Below are 17,445 nucleotides of genomic sequence, written 5' to 3' on the forward strand. Positions count from 1 at the left end.
CCGAGACCTTCGTTACTGTAAGTAGTGGTCTCTGCCTCGATTTCGTTTCACTTGATTTCCACATCCCAATGACACAAATTGTCATTAGTTTGTATTACGAACATCGCTTTCAATACGTTGAACGCAGGTATTCTGGATTTGTTGCATTAAGTTTCGTTGTCGGCGCAGGTACTTCAGCTTGGCGATCTTAGGAATCAATGGGTTAAAACGCGAAAAAGAGTTTCGATTTTGGATGCCCCAACACTCTCATCCCGGGCGTTCTGCACTAAGCGTGGCCGATTGATAAAATTATCCTGACCCATGGAAACCATCGATCCCAACGCCATAGGACGCCGATCAAAAGACGCCAGCCGCCCCTGGACTTGGTCCATTGCCATGTATTCCGGTCCATCGCCGTTGCGCATGGCGGCTGCTCCCGGCGCTTCCAACCCTGTCATTTCCGCCGCCGACGTCAGAGATGTTCCCGCGCGCTTTGTCGCTGATCCGTTCATGGTCAATGTTGACGGCCTTTGGCACATGTTTTTTGAGGTCTTAAACAACCAGTCCAATAAGGGCGATATTGGCCGCGCCACCAGCCGCGACGGTCTAACCTGGCGCTACGAGCGAATCGTCCTGCAGGAGCCGTTTCATCTTTCGTATCCATACGTGTTCCGCTGGAACAACGATTTCTATATGACGCCGGAAACGCTCGGCGCCAACGCTGTTCGTCTTTATCGGGCCACGTCATTCCCTGATCAATGGGCCTTGGTCAAAGACCTGATTCCCGGCCCGCACGCTGACCCTTCAATCTTCCAGCACGGCGGAAAATGGTGGCTCTTTACCTGTCCAACTCCTCACAAGCATGACACGCTCGCTCTTTATTCAGCCGACGGTCCCGCGTCCACATGGACCGAACATCCTTCCAGCCCCATCATCTCTGGCAATAAAAGCATCGCCCGGCCCGGCGGTCGCGTGCTCGACTATGATGGTCGCCTTCTTCGCTTTACCCAGGATTGCTATCCCACTTACGGCAAACAGGTGAGAGCTTTTGAGATCACAGAACTCACCCCGACAACTTACAAGGAGCATGAGGTACAAGAGTCGCCTATCCTCGTACCCGACGGCAGTTCATGGAACGCTTCCGGCATGCACCATATTGATGCGCATCGCGTTGGCGAGAAATGGCTGGCCTGTGTCGATGGGCTCGTCGATTTCTAGCGTCACACGAATCGGTCACTCAGGCTTCGCAGTCTTGCTGCATTCTGGTTGAAAAGAATGAGACGCCAGATCAACACACACGATCTCGGCTTTAAATGATCCCACCCGGCGATTCGCGCCGAACGTGATGCCAGGAAGCAGGCCAGTCCTGAAATCGCGCATCTGCTCCAGAGTCTGAATCAATTTCTCTCGGGTCACGTTTTTGCCAGCGCGCGCCAGTGCCTCTACCATGATCTTTGCCGCGCAATACGCTGAAATCTGCACCAACCGATGGTCGCTGGCAAGATTGTGGCTACTGAGAAAGTAGTCGAACTCATCCACCGCTCCTACTTCAGGTTGCAACTGCGGATAGGCGGCAAATATCCTGCCCTGGAAACGCGCAGGAGCGCCAAGAATGCTTTCATCCAGCAGCGGCCCCAGCACAAAAACTCTGGGGGCCCACTCAGCTTTGTCGGCTGCCTGTATCCACGGCGCAAGCTGCTCTCCATCCCCGATGAAAAAGACCCGCTCTATTCCCTGCTTATGCAGATCACTGATGACCTCTGCGCCCTTCGCCGCAGAAAGCAGAACCTCCTGCGGCTTTTCGACGCTCAGCTCTTTCCATGTTGCCTGCATGGCTGCGGCCACGTCTGTCTGCAGCTTGCTATCGGCGACCACAACCGCGGTCTTCTCCATGGCAGCTTTTTCCCGTGCCGCGGCAAACCGGACTAATTCCTGCTCCAGTTGCTGAAAGCCGGGAAGCAGGTAAAACACTTCACGATTTGCCGGTTCATTGGGCACAGAAAGCGCCAGCAATCCCACCAGCGGCATTTTGCTGGTGTGCGCCACCGCTGCCAGCTTTTCTTCAGCGTCAGGAACAAACGGGGCCACCATGGCAAATACCGGCGCAGCGGCCAGACGTTTTGCGCTCTTCAACATAGCAGCGCTGTTCCCGCCAGAGTCATCAAAGCGAAGCACTATCCGCCGGCCGTAAACTCCGCCGCGCTGGTTTAGGTCGTCAAAATAAGCGGTCAAAACCGCTTTCACCGCGCTGCCGGTTTCGGCGTTCTCGCCCGTAAGCGGAGCAAGGCTGCCAATCGTGATGCTGTTCGGTGTAACGCCGGGCTGGGGTGGCATGGGCTGCTTTGCCTGTAGTGCGTGGACGCGCAGGTTTGCTGCGCCTGCATTGGTGCACAACATCAGGCTGAGAAATGCGGCCGAGAACTTCAGCGTCAAATGCAATGGCATTGATATGAACTATTCCAGTCCTGCAGGTATTGGAACGACTTCCATAGCTGCCTGAAAAGAGGGCGTTAACACCACCCTCCGCGTTTCATTGTCGATGGTTACGATTCCTCTGCCATCCCCTCTCCTCATTAGTTCATCCCTGATGGCTTTGTTTGGGAAGTATCGCGGTAGAGCCTGAGCAAGGCGCATGTAGCGATAGCCCGTGCTGCTTGCGATGCCGTACTTGGCTGGCAACATTTTAATGAATTCGCTAAATGCGTAGCTGCCCAGTTCCGCACGACGGGCGATCAACCAAGTTCCGAATGCCAATATGTTCGAGGGCCGTCCCGCCGAGCAGGGCACGAACTCAGTCTGGTCGTTGACGGCAGCATCCGTCATCGATAAGAAATCACGAAAGATCTGATCAAAAAGAGCTGGGTCGAACGGGGTCAGGGTGCGAGGCCGAACTGGTTTGCAAAGCTTCCTATTGCGTTTTGCGCACACTGGGCAGCCTACGTGTACCCGACCGTGGACCGAACAGGTCGCCGGTAATTTCTTGCGCTTGACCTTCATATGGCTTCGACTATAAGTCTGGTGACCCTGGCAGGAGTCGAACCTGCGACCTGCGGTTTAGGAAACCGTCGCTCTATCCATCTGAGCTACAGGGCCACTCACACCATTTTAACCCGTAATATCAGCTCGCGGCGGCGTACTGGTCTCCTGCTTACTTCGCTCGCGGATGCGTCCTGTCATAGACTTCCATCACGTGCGTTATCGATAGCTGCGTATATTTCTGCGTGGTTGCCAGCCGCTCATGCCCCAACAACTCCTGGATGGACCGCAGATCTGCGCCTTCCGTCAGCATGTGCGACCCAAACGCGTGCCGTAGAGTATGCGGATGCACGTCCGGCGGCAGTCCACGTGAGACTGCGATCTTTTTCACAATTCGCCCAACGCTCCGTGTCGTCAATGGCCCACCTCGCTGATTGATGAACAGCCGGTGCGTTTTCTTGCGCGTTGCCTTGAGCACTTGCTGCCGGGCCACGCGATACGCCGCCAGCGCTTCCGCCGCTGCGCCTTCCAGCGGCACATAGCGTTGCTTCTTTCCTTTTCCACGAATCAAAATTACGCCGTTCGCTTCTTCAATATCGCCCAGTTCTGTGCCTACCAACTCTGAATTTCGGAGTCCGCAGCCATACAGCAGTTCAAAGATCGCGCGATCACGCTCAGGAAACGCGGCGCTCTCCGGCATTTCGGTGTTCAGCAGGCCGTTAATCTCTTCCATCGTCGGGACACGTGGCAGCTTCTTTGGTAATCGCGGCGAAGAAACTAGTTTTGCCGGATTTTGCGCAACAATTCCCTCTCGCCCCAGCCATTTGTATATTGACCGCAACGTTGCAAGCGCACGCGCCACTGAAACTTTGCTCAGCCCACAGCCGTGCAGATGCGAGAGAAACCCCCGGATCGTGATGTGGTCAATCTCTTTCCATTTCGCTTGCGGCCCCAGATATTCGGCAAAGCGGCCCAGTTCGTTGCTATACGCGCGCAGCGTATGCTCCGATGCATTCCGCTCTCCGCGCAGCGAGTCCAGAAATTTTCTGATGCCGTGTTGGATTTCCGTGCTTACCCGTCTTCCCTGCTGCTTCATGGTTTCCCCGTTGTGCCGGTCCTCTTGCCGCGCGGATGAAAGTCGCGATACACGGTCTTTAGCCGGTCCAGCGCAACATGCGTATAAATCTGGCTGGTGGAAATATCGGCGTGGCCCAGGATCGTCTGCACCGTTCGCAGGTCTGCGCCATTTTCTACCATGTGCGTGGCGCAGCTATGGCGCAACATGTGCGGGCTTGCATGCCTTCCAGAAGCGGATGCATCTTTCACCATCTGCCAAACCCACTGCCGCGTCATCCGCCCTCCACCGCGACGCACAAACAGCAGGGATGAAATCTTTCCCTTCAGCAGCGCTTCCCGCCCATCGGCAAGATACGCGCTGATTCGCTCCTGCGCGGCCTTTCCAATCGGAACAATCCGCTCTTTGTCACCCTTGCCCCGCACTAGTATGTGTCCAAGTTCCAGCTTCAAATCTTCCAGTTTTACGTTGATGATCTCGGAAACCCGCATCCCGCCGGCATAAAACACCTCCAGCATGGTTTGGTCGCGCTGCGCCAGCGCCGCGGAAAGTTTGGAGTCGCCCGCCTGCCCGGCCGACTCCATCATCGAATCAATCTCGCTTACCGCCAGCGACTTTGGCAGCACCTTCCATTGCTTGGGCGAATCGATCTCCAGCGTTGGGTCCTGTTTGATAATCCGGTCCAGCAGCAGATACTTGTAGAAGTGTCTAAGCGTGGAAAGCTTTCGCGCCACTGACCGGTCTTTTACGCCATTGGCAAACAACTGGCTCAGAAAGGCGCGAATATCCTCCCGCCTCGCCTCCGTCAACTCGCGCCGGTGTGCCGCAAGAAACTCGGCAAGCTGAATCACGTCAGACTTATACGCAGCCACGGTCAACTGCGTCAGCCCTTTCTCAACGTTCAGGTAATCAAGAAATCTATTCAATATTGGATCTGGCCCCGCCGCCCGATCTCGCTGGCGGATAGAATCACTTGGCTCCGCCGTTTTGTGGCGGCTTCCAGTCTCACGCTTGTTATCAGACCTCATAATCCTCAGTATCCTGCCTGCCGATTCCCCGGCAAATAGCTCTGCTGGTTCCGTTTGGCTTTGAACGCGAATTGGCTTGGGTCTTGCGTCCGGTGATCTAAGTCCCGACTCTTCACTTTTATTCCTGCTCCGCGTCCGTCTGGTTTAATCCGTTGTGAAATTTGCTTTTCCTATCTCGTCATAGGCTAAGTCTGGGGAGCCATGGATACCCTACCCCCTCCCCGATCCCCATTTCTAAAAGACTTATGCGATTCCTCCCCATTGATCCCCAAACGCCGTTGTTGCAAACATAAGCACTTATCTAAAACCTCCCCATTTGCTCCCCATTCCATCGGCTGAGAGATCAGGCAGAGGGTCGCAAAATACCCAAAAGACAAAACGCAACGGTTTCCCGTTGCGCGGACTGTTGACAGGTCGCCCTGTCAGCCTTTGTTATAGCAAATATAAAGCGAATAAATCAAGGGAAATCGACATGAATTGACCGAATCTCCAAAGATTTTTTCTCACGCTCTTCCGGCCATTCTCCGCGCCTCCGCGGTGAAAATTACCCGATTCCCTTCACTAGCAACACCACCGCCTCTGAACCCGCTTTCCGGTCCTTTGAAATCTCCTGATACTCGGGCGACTCCGCCCACTCGCGAAAGGCCTTCTCATCCGGAAACGCAAGCAACACAACTTTATCGCGCCTCCATTCCCCTTCGATTACCTGTGGCTTCTCATCCGCCGCCAGCACTTGTCCCTGGAAACGCTTCATCACGCCCATAAACTTCGACTGATAGCGGTCATAGGCCGCCCGGTCCGTGATCTTCAATTGCGCAATCGCGTAAACGGTCATCTCTACTCCTGTCTCAACAAACCAGAACAAAACGCCATATGTAAGAATAAATCGATGCCCAGCGTCCAACCCTCATCCATTCCCAGTTTCCTCTACGGTACCGCCTGGAAAGAAGACCGCACCGCGGCCCTCACTGAACTCGCTATCCGCTCGGGCTTTCGCGCCATTGATACGGCCAACCAGCGCAAACACTACTTTGAAGCCGCCGTCGGACAAGGCTTGGCTGCCGCATATGCCGCCGGCATCGTCACGCGCGCTGATCTCTTTCTTCAGACTAAGTTCACCTATCAGGAAGGTCAGGACCATCGTTTGCCCTACGATCCTGCCGCAACTCTTTCCGTTCAGGTCGCGCAGTCCATGGCCAGTTCGCTGGAGCATCTTGGCACGGATCACGTGGACAGCTTTGTTCTCCACGGCCCCGCTTCTAGCTCCCATTGGACCACCGACGATTTTGAAACCTGGCAGGCCATGATCAAAGAGCGCGACGCTGGACGCACACGCCTTCTCGGCATCAGCAACATCTCGCTTGCTCAACTCCAGCAGATGGCCCGGGCCCATGCGGAACCGCCGGCTTTCGTTCAGAACCGCTGCTACGCCAATCGCGGCTGGGACCGCGAAGTGCGGGCCTTCTGTCGCGAACACAACATCATCTACCAGGGCTTCTCTTTGCTCACGGCAAATGTTGAAGTCCTGCGTCATCCCTTCGTTGCAGGACTCGCCGCGGAGCTCAACGCTACACTCGCCCAGATCATTTTTGCTTTCGCTCGAGCCGTAGGGATGCTGCCGCTTACCGGCACATCCAGCGCAGAACACATGCGGCAGGACCTTGCCAGCCGTGAGCTTGCGCTGACGCCGGACGCCCTGCACACAATTGAATCTCTGGCCGGCTAAATCAACCAAGAGCGCGGCCCGATCGCACGGCCTTGCCCGCAACCGACTGCGCCGTGCCCGGCCAAACTTTTCTAGTTTCCGAGCTCAATTGGGATGATGATCGCGTCGCTTTTCCACCATCTGCGTGAAACCATGACCTTGCCGATCACAGGTTTGAATTCATTCTTTGAAACCCTGAAGTCGTATGTTCCGCGAGGCACATGCGCAAGAGTAAACTCGCCATTTTCATCCGTAGTCGCAGTGAGCACACGACCAGACTTGTCGCGAATTTCAAAGAAGGCGTCGCGGAGCTTCTCGCGTCCAGAATAAACGACTTTCCCTTTGATGGAGGAAACCTTGAACGGCTTTGGAAGCTCAATCGTATTCAACTCGGGCTGTTCCTTGAAAAATCCCTTCCACGGGCCAGATGAAAACCGTTCCTGGGCAGTCATAGAGCATGTAAACACCAGAAGCGTACACATATACCGAACTAAGGTATTCATGCGCTCTTCCGGCCCTTCTTCTCAGGCATCGCAAACGGCTTCTCTTCAATCCCATTCAGCCGCGCCACCGTCACCGCATTTAACGCGCTCTCCGGCTGCTCTTCATGCTTGAAAAATGCAAATACCTCGCGTTCCGCGCGCTGCGCCTTCAACTCCTCCGCCACCTTTTGTAAATCGGGCGTGCTGTACTCCGGCTCGCGAAAGCGATGGTACAAAAAGTCCGCCGTCGCTACTTTCGGCACAACAATCTTTTCGCTCTCCGCCCAGCACAGCGCCGCATTCTTGCTTTTCAAAATCTCATAGACCGCATCTACAAACCAGCTATCATGCCGGAACTCAAAGGCAAACCTATAGGCCTGCGGCAATAGCTGCGCAAACGCCCGTAACAGGTCAAGATCGATTTTCAAATTCGGTGGCGTCTGGATCAAGATCGGCCCTAGCTTGCCCGACTGCCGCATCGGCTCCATGCTTTGCAGAAAGAACCGGAAAGAATCGCCGCAATCCTTCAACCTTTTGAAATGCGTGATTGATTGATGCACCTTCGCCGCAAACTTGAAGTCAGCGGGCGTTGGCCCCACCCATCCGGCGATGGCGCTGCCCGTTGGCATGCGGCGAAACGTTGCATTCAACTCCACGGCATTCAGCCGCGTTGCGTAGAACTCAAGAAATCTTTTCGACGGCAGCTTCTCCGGAAAAAATGCCGGCTTCCAGCTCGCGTATGACCATCCTGAAGTGCCGATGTGCAGGTCCATGGAAGAAAAGTATAGCCGACCTGGTAAACCTACACAGATCGTGCTCAACAGACATGCCCTCTATTTTTTAGAGTTGTCGTCTCGAAGGTCAGTGAGAAAGCAAGCGTAGTCTTCAGCTTGCTAGCAGGACCCAAGGGATCTGGCGCCGCTGTTTTATTCCTGATCCGCGTTTATCCGTGTTCATCCGCGGTAAGAATTAGTCCTTTGTTCTTCTCCGCGTCTCCGCGCCTCCGCGGTGAAATTTACTTATAGAGAAGATACTTCTGCCTTAACTCCTTAAACTTCTCCAGGTCCTCCTGCCAGCCTTGCGCGATCGCGCGGGGATCGTCGCCATTCATCAATGCGTCAAAAACCTGGCGATTGGCAAGCAGGCCGAGCATACGCTCAATCTTCCAATTGTCGGGATACAGCTTTTTCAGCGCCGCCGCCAGCTCGATTCCCATCTCCGGCCCGTCCAGGACCGTGCGGTCAGTAACGATAATGTTCACGCCCTTGCACTGCTGGTTCTGGTACGGCCCGCTGACAGGCGTGAATGTGACTGGAACAAACCGCACACCGGGAATCAGCCGTGCATTCAAATAGTCGGAAAACGCGCGTGCATCAATCCACGGAGCGCCCAGCACTTCAAACGGCGTATCGGTCCCTCGTCCCACAGAGACGTTCGTCCCCTCCACGATCCCCACGCCGGGATACAGCTCCGCTTCATTCACTGACCGCAAATTCGGCGACGTGTTGATCCAGACGATCCCCGTTGAATCGAACCAGTCGCCGCGCAGCCAGCCCTGCATGGGAATCACCCGCAGCCGCGCACCGATCTTCCGCTCCGCGTTGTACATCTGCGCCAGCTCGCCCAGGGTCATGCCGTGTCGTAGAGGTATGGGGTGGTAGTTGTTAAAGTTTGTAAACTCGGTCTGCGACATTGGGCCCTGCACAAACGAACCATTGATCGGGTCTGGCCGATCCAGCACAATGACCTCGGTATTGGTCTGTGCAGCCGCCTCCAGCAGGTAGCCCAGCGTTGCCGGATAGGTATAGAACCTGGTTCCAGCATCTTGAATATCAAAGACCACGGCGTCCAGCGTCTTGAGCACGTCCAGCGGCGGGCGCTTTTTTGCGTCGGTGCCGCCATACATCGAATACACGGGAACGCCCGTCACAGAGTCAGTCGTATTCTGGACGTTCAAGTCATCCTGCGCGCCAAAGATTCCGTGTTCCGGCGCAAAAATTGCCGCTAGCTTGATTCCTGGCGCCGACGCCAGCACGTCGATTGTCCTTCTGCCTTGGCCGTCCACGCCGGTATTGTTCGTGAGCAGGCCAATCGTCATCTGCGTCTTGTCCTGCTTCAACGAAGCAAAATTATCCTGCTCCAAAACATCAATCCCGGTCAACACGTGCCCGTTGCGCGCTCCCAAATGCCGTGAAGCCGAGGCCGCTTCGTTATAGCCCGTAATCGCCAGCAGCTTTTCCCGGGCAGCAGAAGTTACATCCAGCTTCAGCACTCCCGCCACCGCCGTAGCCACACGCGACCGCAAAGAAATAATCGCCGGTCCCTGCCGAGGCAGAACAGAATTCGTCAGCAGGATCACATACGTATCCGTATAAGGATCAATCCAGATCGATGTGCCGGTGTACCCGGTGTGGCCAAACGATCCCACCGGCAGCAGCACGCCGCGGTTCGACGAAAATGAAGAATCAATGTCCCAGCCCAGCCCGCGGACTTCGGTGGCATTCGGCGGCTGTTGCGGTGTCGTCATCTTCTCAATGATGTCGCCATCCAGAATTTGCTTGCGGCTGATCAGCGCCTGCGCGTACAGAGCCAGATCGCCCGCAGTGGAAAAAACCCCTGCGTGTCCTGCTACGCCGCCCATTCTGTCCGCGCGCGGATCATGCACTACGCCGCGCAGGATCTGCTTTCTGTCCGGCGCAAAAGTTTCCGCGATCTTGTTTTTCCATTCCGGAGGCGGCAGAAAGCGTGTGTGCTTCATGCCCAGGGGCTGGAAGATATGCACAGCAGCATACTGGTCCAGTGGCATTCCGGAGAGCCGCTGCACCAGTTCGCCCAGCACAATGAAGTTGGTATCGCTATATACAAAGACTGAGCCCTGCGGCGCCTGCAGCTTCTCTTCATGGGCCAGCCGGAACGCCGCATCGCGTCCCACCCAATAAGGATTCAGATCGATGTCCGGACGCAGCCCGGAATAATGCGTCAAGAGCTGCCGCACCGTGACTGCGTCTTTGCCGTTCATCCCGAAATCAGGGATATAATGCGCCACTGGTTCATCCAGGCGGACTTGCCCATATTGCACCAGGCGCATCACGCTCGGTGTGGTCGCCACTACTTTGGTCAGGGACGCCAGATCAAAAATCGTGTCCAGAGTCATGGTTTCAGGACGCGGCGAGGTGGCGCGCAGCCCAAAAGCTTTCTGGTGCACGATCTTTCCGCCGTGTCCCACCACCAGCACTGCGCCAGTGATGGCTTGATCATTGATCTGCTCCTGCACCAGCAGATCCACCGGGGAAAAGTTCGCTGTTTCCTTTACTTCCGCCGCTGGTTTCTTCTTTTTTGCGGCAGGCGCGGACGCACCAGCAGCCCAAAGACCTTGGATAGCCAGAATAAGTATAGAAATGAAGCCAATGGCTTTGCGCGGGAATGTCATCTGTAAACTGAGTGTGTTATAAACCGAAAACAAAAGCAACACGAGGGGATTTTCTGCACCAAAGTACCAACAGCATGCTGTCCCGCTCGCTCGACCATCAGGACGAACAGTTCCAGCGTGCCTTTAACGTCCTGCGTTCCGGCATCGAACAGCGCGCTTTCCCTGGTGCCGCCGTCGCCATCGCCCATCAAGGAAAGCTCATCGCCCACAAGGGCCTCGGGCGTTTCACTTACGATGAAGCCTCCCCAGCCGTGACCGCTGAAACGGTCTACGATCTCGCATCGGTCACCAAGGTTCTTGCCACCACCACCGCATGCATGATTTTGTACGATCGCGGCCTGTTCAAGCTCGATCAGCCATTGGTCGAGCTGCTACCCGGATTCGCCGACAACAGCGCAAAACAAAAAGACGTCCGCAGCCAGATCACGCTCCGCATGCTTCTGGCGCACTCCTCCGGTCTGCCGGCCTATATCAAGCTGTTCCAGTCCGCCCATAATAAGGACGATTTGCTCCAGCAAGCTCTCCGCGTCCCACTCACCGCTGAACCTGGTTCCCGCGCCGAATACAGTGATATCGGCTTCATTCTGCTGGGCCAGGCGGTGGAAAAGCTCTCTGGCGAGCCTTTGGACCAGTTTTGCCGGCGTGAGATCTTCGCCAAACTCAACCTTGCGCACACCTGCTTCAACCCGTCGGCAGACCTGAAACCTGCCATCCCGACCACAGAAGATGACCGCACTTTTCGCCATCGCCTGATTCAGGGTGAGGTCAACGATGAAAACGCTTCCATGATGGGTGGGGTAGCCGGGCATGCTGGTTGTTTTGCCAGTTCCCTGGACGTGTCAGTTTTTGCACAATGCATGTTACGGGGAGGCACACCTTTGGTCCAGGCTCGCACCTTGGAAATTTTTACCCACCGAGAGGATTTTCCTCCCGGCACTTCGCGCGCTTTGGGGTGGGATACACCCTCCCAACCGTCTCAGTCCGGAAAATATTTTTCCTCGCGGTCCTATGGCCATTTGGGCTATACAGGTACCTCACTATGGATTGATCCTGATAGCCAACTTTCCGTCACTCTGTTAACCAATCGCACCTGGCCGGACCGTGGCTCGCAGTCCATTAAGAAATTCCGGCCCGCTTTCCACGATGCAGTTATCGAAGCGCTTAACTGAGGTATGAACGTGAGTTCCAGCAAAGCTAAACTTCGTGATCTCCGGACCGAGCAGCAGAACCTCGCCTCTTCCGCACTCGATACCATGTCCGCGCTGGAAATTACCCGGGTAATCAACCGTGAAGACCACAAAGTTGCTGCAGCCGTGGAGCGCGCCTTGCCGCAAATCGCGCAGGCCATTGACGCCATTGCCAATGCCATTCGCAGCGGCGGAAGGCTGATTTACGTGGGCGCCGGCACTAGCGGACGTCTTGCCGCGCTTGATGCCGCCGAGTGTCCTCCCACGTTCAATACCGACCCTAAGACCGTTCAATATGTGATTGCCGGTGGCAATAAAGCCCTGGGCCGTGCTGACGAATATAGCGAGGATTCCGCCGCCAGCGGGCGTAATGACATTGCCAAACGCAAGCCGGGCAAAAAAGATGTCGTAGTGGGAGTTGCTGCCAGCGGTCGAACACCCTACACCTTGGGTGCTCTGGAGCATGCACGCAAGAAAAGGGCCAAAACCGTAGCCGTTGTCTGCAATCCTGGCTCCCCCATGGGTGCTCTGGCAGATATTGAGATCGTTATCGACGTAGGTCCGGAAGCCGTTTCAGGGTCAACGCGCATGAAGGCCGGTTCTGCACAGAAAATGGCCCTGAACCTGCTAACTACAGGAACAATGGCCCGTCTTGGGTATATCTATGGCAACCTGATGGTGAATGTCCATACCAGGAATCATAAGTTAATGGAACGTGGGCTGAATGTTTTAGAAAAAGCTGCTGGCGTTGACCGCCAAACTGCATCCAAAACTCTTGACGTGGCGGACAATCAGGTGGCCATCGCCCTGATTATGTTGAAGACCGGTTTATCTCGCACCCAGGCAGTTAAAAGACTCAAAAGCGTTAAGGGTAATGTCCGAGAGGCGATCGAGCAGGGTCATTTAAAATGAAGCTAGTTCCCAAGTCACCGAATGGCAGTTCCAGCAAGGCAGAGACGCTGCTGTCCGTGGGCGTTCCCGGTTTCAGAAAGCCGGTTTCGCGCAGCCGGACCATCCGGATTGACTTCAGGGACGGAGAAATCGCGCCAGAGAGTCTTATGGATAAGTTTGTAATTCGTGGTGGCAATCCCCTGGTGGGAAGCGTACGCATCAGCGGCGCCAAAAATGCCGCATTGCCCGCGATGGCCGCCGCCATCCTTACCGACGAGCCCGTAATTCTGGAAAATATCCCTGACGTTCGTGACATTCAGACGGAGCGCAATCTACTGGTCTCAATGGGCGCAGACGTGGAATTGGGCTACGGTCGCGCTTCCCATCGCACCACGATTTCCTGCAACAACCTGGTCAATCCTGAAGCCGCGTATGAACTGGTAAAGACCATGCGTGCATCCACGCTGGTTCTGGGGCCGCTGCTCGCGCGTATGGGACGCGCCCGCGTTTCCCAACCCGGAGGCTGCGCCATTGGCGCGCGGCCTATCGATCTCCATATCAAAGGTCTGGAACGGCTCGGCGCTTCCATCAAGCAGGAGCATGGCTATATTGAAGCCACTGCGGAACGTCTGCGCGGCGGCCACATCATTTTCGATAAGATTACCGTTACCGGCACTGAAGATCTCATGATGGCCGCAACACTGGCCGAAGGCGAGACCATCATGGAGAATTGCGCGCGCGAACCTGAAGTTGTTGATCTTGCTGCGCTACTCATCAAGATGGGCGCAAGGATTGAAGGCGCAGGGACCCATACCATCCGTATCCATGGAGTAGAAAAGCTTCACGGCGCGCGCCATAGGATCATTCCTGATCGTATTGAAGCCGGCACCTTTGTGATTGCTGCCGTCCTCACCGGCGGCGACCTGCAGCTGACCAGTTGCGATCCGTCGCACCTGGGCTCATTGATTCAAAAACTGGAAGAATGCGGCGTGAGCATCACGGCAGGGACGGATTCAATGCGCGTGACCAACGGCCACCAACTGCAAGCAGCCGATATCACCACAGAAGAATTCCCCGGCTTTCCCACGGACATGCAGGCGCAATACATGACGTTGGCCACACAGGCGCAGGGTACCTCGCTCATCACTGAGAATATCTTCGAGAACCGCTTCATGCACGCCGGCGAACTGGCCCGCATGGGCGCTAACATCAAGGTAGAAGGCAGCCGCGCCATCGTTCGCGGCAAGACCCCTCTCAGTTCCGCCGCCGTTCAATGCTCTGACCTTCGCGCTTCAGCCTCTCTCGTCATCGCCGCGCTGGTTGCCGACGGTGAAACGATCATTGATCGCGTCTACCACGTAGACCGTGGCTATGAGCGGATTGAAGAGAAGCTGAAAGGCGTAGGCGCACAAATCCGTCGCATCGGTGAGATCCTGCCCAAACGCGCTGCGGTGCCCAGCGTGGTCGCGTAAAAATCGCCGGCAAGTCCCTTCTCAGTGCTCATTTCTTTGTGAAGTTACGTGGAGTTCTCGCCACGCTTTCTTCCCGCCAATGAAAACGCAGGATTTACGCAACCCATCAGTGTTCCCGCCTTCCCGTTTTGGAACAGCTCCGGATTTTTCTAAGCGATTTTTCATCATTTCCAACTGCTAGCGCCGTACCATTTAATTCTTCGTTTAATACGGAGCGAACAAGCGCATGCCACTTCCCGGCAAGACTCTAAGTTCGGTGGAAAGAGGTTCGGAGGAAAGCCACAGCAATCATAGTGAGCCTCTGCCTCTGTTCCGTCCGGAAGCGATTGCCGCTCTACAGCAAAAATTCTATGGCGAGATTATTCTCGTCCGTCCGTTTTCACTGATGTTGCTTTGCTGGTTTGCGCTGGGGATTACGGCAGCGGTCCTGGGATTTCTCTTCCTTGGCCAATACACGGAAAGGGCGCGCGTTCCGGGGATCATAAGCTCGAGCAGTCTCTCAAATCCGGGTCCGACGGGAGCTGAATTCTACGTGCCCGCCAGCCTGCGTGACCGGCTGCACGTGGGCACTCATCTGACTTTGCGCTGTAATTCTTGCTCGACAAAGTTTGCTCGTCAGGTGGGAACAGTACTGGAAGTCCCACAAACACCTGTGGAACCAGCGGAACTTTCCCAGAAGAATCCAGGTCTCTCTGTGCCTGGGGACAAAATTCCGGTTTACAAGATTAAGGTGTCGCTTCCGCCACAAGCGGCACAGGACATGCAAGTGGACCCTTCAACACAAGCGGGAGTAAGAGTGGAAGCGGAAATCCCGCTTGGGCATAAACCTCTCATCAAGTGGTTTTTTGAACGATCAGGAAGTTAAAGGGACGTAGGGCGCGGTACTTGCAGAAAATGAAATTTTCCTGGGAACAAAAACTGCCGATGGTCTTTCAGACTGAGGCGGCGGAGTGTGGCCTGGCTTGCCTTGCCATGATCGCCGGCTATCACGGTCTGCGCGTTGACCTGCCCGCGTTGCGGCACCGTTTCTCCGTTTCCCTTCGCGGCGCCACCCTGAACCATATCATCAAGTTCGCCGCCGCTCTTGATCTCACCGGACGCCCGCTTCGCGTGGAACTGGAAGACCTGGCCTATCTGAAAGCACCCTGCATCCTGCATTGGAAGATGGAACACTTTGTGGTGCTGAAGAAGGTCACGCGGAAATACGTGTACCTGCATGACCCCGCTGTAGGGCCGCGCAGGGTCAGTTTTGCTGAAGCCAGCCGTCACTTCACCGGCGTTGCGCTGGAACTGACTCCCACACCCAGCTTTGTGCAGCGTGAAGAGCGCCGCCCGCTCCGCCTGCGCGACCTCATTGGCCGCGTCTCCGGTCTCAAGCGCGCTCTGGCGCAGATCTTTGTGCTGGCTTCCGCTCTGGAAATATTTTCCATCATCAGCCCATTGTTCCTGCAACTCACCGTGGATAAGGTGCTCGCGTCGTTTGATCGCGACCTGCTCTTTACCCTTGGCGTCGGCTTCATGCTGTTGATCGGCCTGCAATCTTTCCTGGGAGCGCTGCGCAGTTGGACCACTCTTTATTTCGGCACGTTGCTCAAATTGCAGTGGTACGCCAATCTTTTCTCCCATCTGGTACGGCTGCCGGTATCTTTCTTTGAGAAGCGCTACTTCGGCGACATTCTCTCCCGCTTTGATGGCGCTGAAGCCATCCAGCGCACCCTCACTAACAACTTTATTGAAACACTGCTCGACGGCTTGATCTCCATCTTTGTTTTGGCCGTAATGTTCTTCTATAGCCGCCAGTTGGCGCTGATCGTGATTGCCAGCGTACTGATTTACGTCGCATTGCGTAATTTCGCCTACCGTCCATTGCGGCAATCCACGGAAGAGCAGATCATGCGTCTCGCCAAACAACAAACTCATCTGATTGAGACGCTTCGTGGCATTCGCACTATCAAAGTCCTGGGCCGTGAAGATGGCCGCAAGACGCGCTGGATGAACCTGCTTGCCGACACAACCAACGCCCAGGTGGCTGCGGAAAAGCTCACTCTGCTTTTCAGAGCTGCGAATGGGTTGATTTTTGGCCTGCAAACAGTAGCTGTGGTCTGGGCTGGCGCAATGCTGGTTCTGGGCGGCAAATTCAGCGTCGGCATGCTGTTTGCCTTCGTCGCTTATCAGGAACAATTCAAGGCGCGCATCACCACACTCGTTGACCGCTTGTATGAATTTCGCATGCTCTCGCTCCAGGTCCAGCGGCTTGCGGATGTGGTTCTGGAAAAACCTGAATCCACCTTCATCGATGACGCGGGAGCAGTTGAAGACTCTTCCATCGATGTGAAACACCTCTTCTTCCGCTACTCGGACACCGAGCCGTGGTTGTTGCACGACGTAACCTTCCGGATCGAACCGGGCGAGTGCGTGGCAATCGTAGGAGCCTCTGGAGCGGGAAAATCGACGCTGCTGAAACTAATGGCCGGGCTTCTGAAACCGCAATCGGGAGATGTGGTTGTTAATGGACATTCTGTGTGCGAGAGCCGCGCGGCAGTCCTGGGCAATGTTGGTTTTGTGTTGCAGGATGATTCTCTTTTTGCCGGGACCATTGCGGAAAACATCGCTTTTGCCTCTGACGTTGCCGACATGGCGCGGGTACAGGAATGTGCTCGTCTCGCCTGCCTCGACGATGAGATTAACGAGATGCACATGGGCTATAGCACGCTGATTGGTGAGATGGGGTCGGCTCTTTCCGGAGGCCAGCAACAGCGCCTTTTGTTGGCGCGCGCTCTTTATCAACGGCCTTCCATTCTGATACTGGATGAGGCCACCAGCCATCTCGACGTTCCCACTGAGCAGCGGATCGCGGCCATGCTGGTTGACCTGCGCATGACGCGCATTTTTGCCGCCCACCGTCCGGATACGATACGAATAGCCGACCGCGTCATCACTTTGTCGCGTTCCGGAACCATTTCTGAAGAACCGTCTTCATTGCGTGCAGCGCGTGAAGCGGGAGCACGAGTTTACGAAGGAGAAAGCTATGTCTAAGCAAAACGAGCCTAATCGGGTGCTGCTCCGCATGGGCGCCCGGCTGTTAACTGAGGAAGAAGTGGAAAGCGTAAGCGCTGCCGGTCCGCCGTGTCAGCTCACATTCACACACCTGCCCAAAGGCGGCTCAGACGAGGACACGTTTTGTCCGTAATCTGAGGGTCCCGGGCGAGCGAATGTAACA

At 55.6% G+C, this 17,445-nt stretch carries 16 protein-coding genes and 1 tRNA gene; 8 read left to right on the plus strand and 9 right to left on the minus strand.

The genetic code is table 11. The features are described from left to right. Positions 1-300 precede the first annotated feature (300 nt). Positions 301-1,197: a hypothetical protein gene (locus LAO76_02430; GenBank protein MBZ5489770.1), complete on the plus strand. Its 897-nt coding sequence runs from the start codon at positions 301-303 to the stop codon at positions 1,195-1,197. Between the two features lie 15 nt (positions 1,198-1,212). Here the strand turns inward: LAO76_02430 and LAO76_02435 are convergent, their stop codons facing one another. The 6 genes from LAO76_02435 to LAO76_02460 form a co-directional block, all read right to left on the minus strand. Then, complete coding sequence (locus tag LAO76_02435) at positions 1,213-2,424, minus strand: ABC transporter substrate-binding protein (protein MBZ5489771.1); 1,212 nt, start codon at positions 2,422-2,424, stop codon at positions 1,213-1,215. A gap of 9 nt (positions 2,425-2,433) precedes the next feature. Continuing rightward, positions 2,434-2,976: a hypothetical protein gene (locus LAO76_02440; protein ID MBZ5489772.1), complete on the minus strand. Its 543-nt coding sequence runs from the start codon at positions 2,974-2,976 to the stop codon at positions 2,434-2,436. Positions 2,977-2,995: 19 nt separating this feature from the next. After that, positions 2,996-3,072 (minus strand) — tRNA-Arg (locus LAO76_02445). 55 nt (positions 3,073-3,127) lie between these two features. Next, positions 3,128-4,051, minus strand: a complete 924-nt coding sequence (locus tag LAO76_02450) for a tyrosine-type recombinase/integrase (protein MBZ5489773.1) — start codon at positions 4,049-4,051, stop codon at positions 3,128-3,130. Further along, positions 4,048-5,058, minus strand: coding sequence for a site-specific tyrosine recombinase XerD (xerD, locus tag LAO76_02455; GenBank protein MBZ5489774.1), 1,011 nt, complete (start codon positions 5,056-5,058; stop codon positions 4,048-4,050). Before xerD ends, LAO76_02450 begins: the two co-directional genes overlap by 4 nt. 544 nt (positions 5,059-5,602) lie before the next feature. Beyond that, a complete protein-coding gene (locus tag LAO76_02460) occupies positions 5,603-5,893 on the minus strand; it encodes a DUF1330 domain-containing protein (protein ID MBZ5489775.1) in 291 nt (96 codons plus the stop codon). 54 nt (positions 5,894-5,947) lie between these two features. On the opposite strand from LAO76_02460, the gene LAO76_02465 reads away from it, so the two are divergent. Continuing rightward, on the plus strand, positions 5,948-6,784 hold the full coding sequence (locus tag LAO76_02465) for an aldo/keto reductase (GenBank protein MBZ5489776.1): 837 nt from the start codon (positions 5,948-5,950) through the stop codon (positions 6,782-6,784). 71 nt (positions 6,785-6,855) lie between these two features. On the opposite strand, the gene LAO76_02470 is transcribed toward LAO76_02465, so the two are convergent. From LAO76_02470 to LAO76_02480, 3 genes are all read right to left on the minus strand, one after another. Further along, positions 6,856-7,266 (minus strand): carboxypeptidase-like regulatory domain-containing protein, encoded by a 411-nt coding sequence (locus LAO76_02470; protein ID MBZ5489777.1) that lies wholly within the window; start codon positions 7,264-7,266, stop codon positions 6,856-6,858. Continuing rightward, positions 7,263-8,018, minus strand: coding sequence for a DUF72 domain-containing protein (locus LAO76_02475; GenBank protein MBZ5489778.1), 756 nt, complete (start codon positions 8,016-8,018; stop codon positions 7,263-7,265). Before LAO76_02475 ends, LAO76_02470 begins: the two co-directional genes overlap by 4 nt. A 242-nt stretch (positions 8,019-8,260) precedes the next feature. Further along, positions 8,261-10,675, minus strand: a complete 2,415-nt coding sequence (locus LAO76_02480; GenBank protein ID MBZ5489779.1) for a DUF1343 domain-containing protein — start codon at positions 10,673-10,675, stop codon at positions 8,261-8,263. A gap of 74 nt (positions 10,676-10,749) precedes the next feature. Here LAO76_02480 and LAO76_02485 point away from each other — a divergent pair, with 74 nt between their 5' ends. From LAO76_02485 to LAO76_02510, 6 genes are all read left to right on the plus strand, one after another. Further along, complete coding sequence (locus tag LAO76_02485; protein ID MBZ5489780.1) at positions 10,750-11,844, plus strand: beta-lactamase family protein; 1,095 nt, start codon at positions 10,750-10,752, stop codon at positions 11,842-11,844. A 3-nt stretch (positions 11,845-11,847) separates the two neighbouring features. Continuing rightward, the gene (murQ, locus tag LAO76_02490; GenBank protein ID MBZ5489781.1) at positions 11,848-12,774 is read left to right on the plus strand and encodes an N-acetylmuramic acid 6-phosphate etherase; all 927 of its coding nucleotides are present in this window, start codon (positions 11,848-11,850) and stop codon (positions 12,772-12,774) included. Positions 12,775-12,920: 146 nt separating this feature from the next. Then, entirely contained in the window at positions 12,921-14,225 is a 1,305-nt protein-coding gene (murA, locus tag LAO76_02495; protein ID MBZ5489782.1) for a UDP-N-acetylglucosamine 1-carboxyvinyltransferase, read from the plus strand. Positions 14,226-14,451: 226 nt separating this feature from the next. After that, entirely contained in the window at positions 14,452-15,090 is a 639-nt protein-coding gene (locus LAO76_02500) for a hypothetical protein (GenBank protein MBZ5489783.1), read from the plus strand. Between the two features lie 29 nt (positions 15,091-15,119). Next, a complete protein-coding gene (locus LAO76_02505; protein MBZ5489784.1) occupies positions 15,120-17,261 on the plus strand; it encodes a peptidase domain-containing ABC transporter in 2,142 nt (713 codons plus the stop codon). Continuing rightward, positions 17,254-17,415 (plus strand): hypothetical protein, encoded by a 162-nt coding sequence (locus tag LAO76_02510; protein MBZ5489785.1) that lies wholly within the window; start codon positions 17,254-17,256, stop codon positions 17,413-17,415. The genes LAO76_02505 and LAO76_02510 overlap by 8 nt, the downstream gene beginning before the upstream one ends. Positions 17,416-17,445: the final 30 nt, after the last annotated feature.

The organism is Terriglobia bacterium (assembly GCA_020072645.1).
Taxonomy (GTDB): domain Bacteria; phylum Acidobacteriota; class Terriglobia; order Terriglobales; family Acidobacteriaceae; genus Angelobacter.

Excerpts from the sequence above, each read along its gene's own strand:
- LAO76_02430 (MBZ5489770.1), top strand. The coding sequence starts at position 301 with ATGGAAACCATCGATCCCAACGCCATAGGACGCCGATCAAAAGACGCC.
- LAO76_02435 (MBZ5489771.1), bottom strand. The coding sequence starts at position 2,424 with ATGCCATTGCATTTGACGCTGAAGTTCTCGGCCGCATTTCTCAGCCTG.
- LAO76_02440 (MBZ5489772.1), bottom strand. The coding sequence starts at position 2,976 with ATGAAGGTCAAGCGCAAGAAATTACCGGCGACCTGTTCGGTCCACGGT.
- LAO76_02450 (MBZ5489773.1), bottom strand. The coding sequence starts at position 4,051 with ATGAAGCAGCAGGGAAGACGGGTAAGCACGGAAATCCAACACGGCATC.
- xerD (MBZ5489774.1), bottom strand. The coding sequence starts at position 5,058 with ATGAGGTCTGATAACAAGCGTGAGACTGGAAGCCGCCACAAAACGGCG.
- LAO76_02460 (MBZ5489775.1), bottom strand. The coding sequence starts at position 5,893 with ATGACCGTTTACGCGATTGCGCAATTGAAGATCACGGACCGGGCGGCC.
- LAO76_02465 (MBZ5489776.1), top strand. The coding sequence starts at position 5,948 with ATGCCCAGCGTCCAACCCTCATCCATTCCCAGTTTCCTCTACGGTACC.
- LAO76_02470 (MBZ5489777.1), bottom strand. The coding sequence starts at position 7,266 with ATGAATACCTTAGTTCGGTATATGTGTACGCTTCTGGTGTTTACATGC.
- LAO76_02475 (MBZ5489778.1), bottom strand. The coding sequence starts at position 8,018 with ATGGACCTGCACATCGGCACTTCAGGATGGTCATACGCGAGCTGGAAG.
- LAO76_02480 (MBZ5489779.1), bottom strand. The coding sequence starts at position 10,675 with ATGACATTCCCGCGCAAAGCCATTGGCTTCATTTCTATACTTATTCTG.
- LAO76_02485 (MBZ5489780.1), top strand. The coding sequence starts at position 10,750 with ATGCTGTCCCGCTCGCTCGACCATCAGGACGAACAGTTCCAGCGTGCC.
- murQ (MBZ5489781.1), top strand. The coding sequence starts at position 11,848 with ATGAACGTGAGTTCCAGCAAAGCTAAACTTCGTGATCTCCGGACCGAG.
- murA (MBZ5489782.1), top strand. The coding sequence starts at position 12,921 with ATGGATAAGTTTGTAATTCGTGGTGGCAATCCCCTGGTGGGAAGCGTA.
- LAO76_02500 (MBZ5489783.1), top strand. The coding sequence starts at position 14,452 with ATGCCACTTCCCGGCAAGACTCTAAGTTCGGTGGAAAGAGGTTCGGAG.
- LAO76_02505 (MBZ5489784.1), top strand. The coding sequence starts at position 15,120 with ATGAAATTTTCCTGGGAACAAAAACTGCCGATGGTCTTTCAGACTGAG.
- LAO76_02510 (MBZ5489785.1), top strand. The coding sequence starts at position 17,254 with ATGTCTAAGCAAAACGAGCCTAATCGGGTGCTGCTCCGCATGGGCGCC.